Raw genomic sequence first — 3,122 nt, forward strand, 5'->3', positions numbered from 1 at the left:
GCCAGGAGGTCGAACTGACCATGGTGCCGTTCGCCACCGACGACGAGGGCGCCGAAATCATCACGTTCCCCTTCCATCCGGACTATTCCGCCGCCCTCGCCCCACGATTTCGATTCGCCATGAACATCAGTCGGGGCACCCTACAGAAGGCAACCGCCGCCACCCTGATCCTGACGCTGGTCGTGGCGTCGTTCGTGGTCGGCAACAAGCTGTGGAAAGACGTCGAAAAGAATACGTACTCGGCTTATTTCACCGAGGCCAATGGTCTGTTCGTGGGCGACGAGATTCGCATCCTCGGCGTCGCCGTGGGCGTGGTCGATAAGATCGAGCCCCAGCCCGGCAGTTCCAAGGTGACGTTCTCCGTCGACAAGCAGTTTTCGATCCCCGCGGATGCTCGCGCTGCGATCCTGTCGCCATCGCTAGTGACATCGCGGGCTGTCCAGCTCGTCCCGGCGTACTCCGGCGGCCCGAAGCTGAGCGCCGGCGCCTCGATTCCCCTGAGCCGCACCGCGGTTCCCGTCGAATGGGATGACTTCCGCAAGCAGCTGGAGAAACTCACCGACGCCCTGCAGCCCACCAGCCCGGGCGGGGTCAACTCCGTCGGCGAGTTCATCGACTCGGCGGCGGACAACGTGCGCGGCCAGGGCGACGGTGGCTGCGACCACAGCGGCACCGGCGCGTTCTCCGGCGGCACCGGCGGGGTGCCGGTGGGCGGGTCCACCACCTCCGACGGCAGCTTCTGGTTGGGGTCCAGGAATCGGTCGTACATGTCCGCGTCGAGCACCGGGCCGCCGATCTGGCCGGGCACCAGGTTGGCGACGTAGGCCTTGAAAAACGGTCCCGAACCCAGGCATTCGCCAAAGGACATCGCATAGCGTTTGAACTTGGGCAGCGTCTTCTGGATGTCTTCCTTGCGGTTGTCCAGGATCTCCAGTACGCCGTTGAGCTTGTCCAGGGCGGGTTTGAGTTGGGTCCTGTTGTCGTTGACCAGCCCCGAGATCTGATGCGACACCGCGGTCAGGTTGTTCATCAACGCGTCCAGCGAATCTCGTTCATCCAGCAGGGCCGCCAGCAGCGCGTTGGAATTCGCCACCAGTCCGGCGATCTGCTGGCTGCGCTTGCCCAGCACCGTCGACACCTTGTTGGCGTTGCCCAGCAGGCTGCGTAGCTGCGCGTCGCGACCGTTGAGGGTGTCGGAGAACCGCGCGACGCCCTCCAAAGCGGGCCTGAGGTTGGCCGGTGTCGCCTTGAGGGTGTTCGCCAATGTGCTCAGCGCCGTGGACAATTGGGCGGTGTCCAGGCCGCTGATGGTTGTCGTCAGATCGCCAAGGGCGTCGGGCAGCTCATACGGCGAGGTGGTGCGCTCCAACGGAATGGTGCCCGACAACTTCCCGGCGCCGCGCGGCGTCAGCTCGAGCATCTTGGCGCCCAGTATGGTTTCGGTCTTGATCGCCGCCTCGGTGCGGTCGCCCAATTCGACGCCCTTGTGCACGGTGAAACCCACCCGGACCTTGGTGCCCTCCAGGCGAAGGTCGGAGACCCGGCCCACGCCCATGCCCGAAACGCGCACAGTGTTACCGGGTTTGATGCCGCCGGCCTCGGAGAAGTAGGCCGCATAGTCGTCGGTGTTCTTGATGAACGGCAGCTTGTTGTACTGGAAGGCGACGATGGTCACGCATGCCAGGATGACGGTTCCCATCACGCCCAGCACGAAAGGGTTTCGCTGGTCGCCGGATTTGACCTTGGGAATTTTCAGCCTCATTGCGGCGTGCACCGCCCGCTGGGCTGGCCCAACAGCTTGACGAAGATCGGGTTGCCCCCCTTACCGTTCAGCTTGAGCAATACCTCGCAGAAGTAGAAACCGAAGTAGTCACCGTTGAGGCCCTGCCGGGCGAGCACCTGGTAGATGTCCGGGAGATCCTTGAGCAGTTTGTCGACGTATTCCTTGTCGGAAAGCACCTGCCCCGACACGCGATCCGTCTCGTGGACAACGTCTTTGATCGGCTGGCGGGACTGGGCGAGCAGATCGGTGATCGAACCCGCGGCCGCATTGATGTAGGCGAGGCCGGTGGAGATGTCGTTCCTGCGCTGGGCCAGCCCGTCCACCAGCTGGGCCAGCTTGTCCACGCCGTCGGAAAACTCGCGATCGCGGGTGGCGAAGGTGTGCAGCACCGTGTTCAGGTTGGTGATCAGCTGGCCGATCAGCTCGCTGCGCCCCGCCAGGGTGGAGGTCAGTATCGAGGTTTGTGACAGCACCGACGCCAGCGTCCCGCCCTGCCCCTGAAAGATTCGCAGCAGTTGACCGGACAGGGCGTTGACCTGATCGGGGTCCAGGGCGCGGAACAACGGACGGAAACCGCCGATCAACGCGTCGATGTCGAGCGCGGGCGACGTCCGGGCCAGCGGGATGGTCGCCCCCGGCGGCAGCCGGCGTGGTGGCCCCGGACCCTCCTCGAGCGCGAGATAGCGGTCACCGATCAGGTTTTCGTAACGCACGACGGCCTTGGTGCCCTCGCTGAGCCGAACGCCTTTGTCCACCTCGAAGTCGACGGTGACGGTGCCGTCACGGTGCAGGCTCAGGTCGCCGACCTTGCCGACTTCCACGCCGGCGATCCGCACGAAGTTGCCCGACTTGAGGCCGGAGATGTTGGTGAAGATGGCGCGGTAGCCGGTGCGGTCCTCGAACCGCAACTGCCCGAACACCGCGACCAGCGCAAAGGTGAACAGGAGGCAGACCGCCGTGAAGCTGCCGACCCGCAGGATGATGCTGGATAGTTTCCTTCTCATGGCGGCGGCTGCCCCCCGCGCCAGAAGTAGCGAGGCCCTTCCGGAGGGTTCTTGGTGGTCGGGAACCAGTTGGCCCACCGGGGATTACCCGCGGCCACGTTGGTGCGGATCTCGTTCGGCGCCGCCCCCCAACCGGTATCGGTGACCAGCGCCCGCACCGGGAAGTTGGCACTGGGGTCGGGCAGCGAGCCGCAGCTCGGCTTTCCGCCCGGCCCGCCGGTGGCGTTGACCTTGGGCAGGTGTTTCGGATACCGGTACGGGTCGTCGCCGAACAGCAGCGCCGCGTCGAGTATCACCGAATAACCGTTGCCGCCCAACGCGTCTCGGCCACCATG

The 3,122-nt window shown here is 65.1% G+C and carries 2 protein-coding genes and 2 pseudogenes; 1 reads left to right on the plus strand and 3 read right to left on the minus strand.

Annotated elements, in window-relative coordinates; translation table 11 throughout:
• Positions 1-119: 119 nt before the first annotated feature.
• A pseudogene (locus tag A5622_RS27950) lies at positions 120-662 on the plus strand (MCE family protein); the annotation flags it as partial.
• A gap of 188 nt (positions 663-850) precedes the next feature.
• Here A5622_RS27950 and A5622_RS07045 read toward each other — a convergent pair.
• The 3 genes and pseudogenes from A5622_RS07045 to A5622_RS07055 form a co-directional block, all read right to left on the minus strand.
• Positions 851-1,762: pseudogene (locus tag A5622_RS07045) on the minus strand (MCE family protein); the annotation flags it as partial.
• Positions 1,759-2,787 carry an MCE family protein gene (locus tag A5622_RS07050; RefSeq protein ID WP_066877528.1) on the minus strand — a complete coding sequence of 343 codons (1,029 nt, stop codon included), beginning with the start codon at positions 2,785-2,787 and terminating at the stop codon, positions 1,759-1,761. The gene A5622_RS07050 and the pseudogene A5622_RS07045, both read right to left, overlap by 4 nt.
• Positions 2,784-3,122, minus strand: a 339-nt coding sequence (locus A5622_RS07055) for an MCE family protein (protein ID WP_197507963.1), incomplete at its 5' end; no start/stop codon positions are given. The genes A5622_RS07055 and A5622_RS07050, both read right to left, overlap by 4 nt.

This window comes from Mycobacterium sp. 1245801.1 (genome assembly GCF_001673055.1).
Lineage (GTDB): Bacteria > Actinomycetota > Actinomycetes > Mycobacteriales > Mycobacteriaceae > Mycobacterium > Mycobacterium europaeum_A.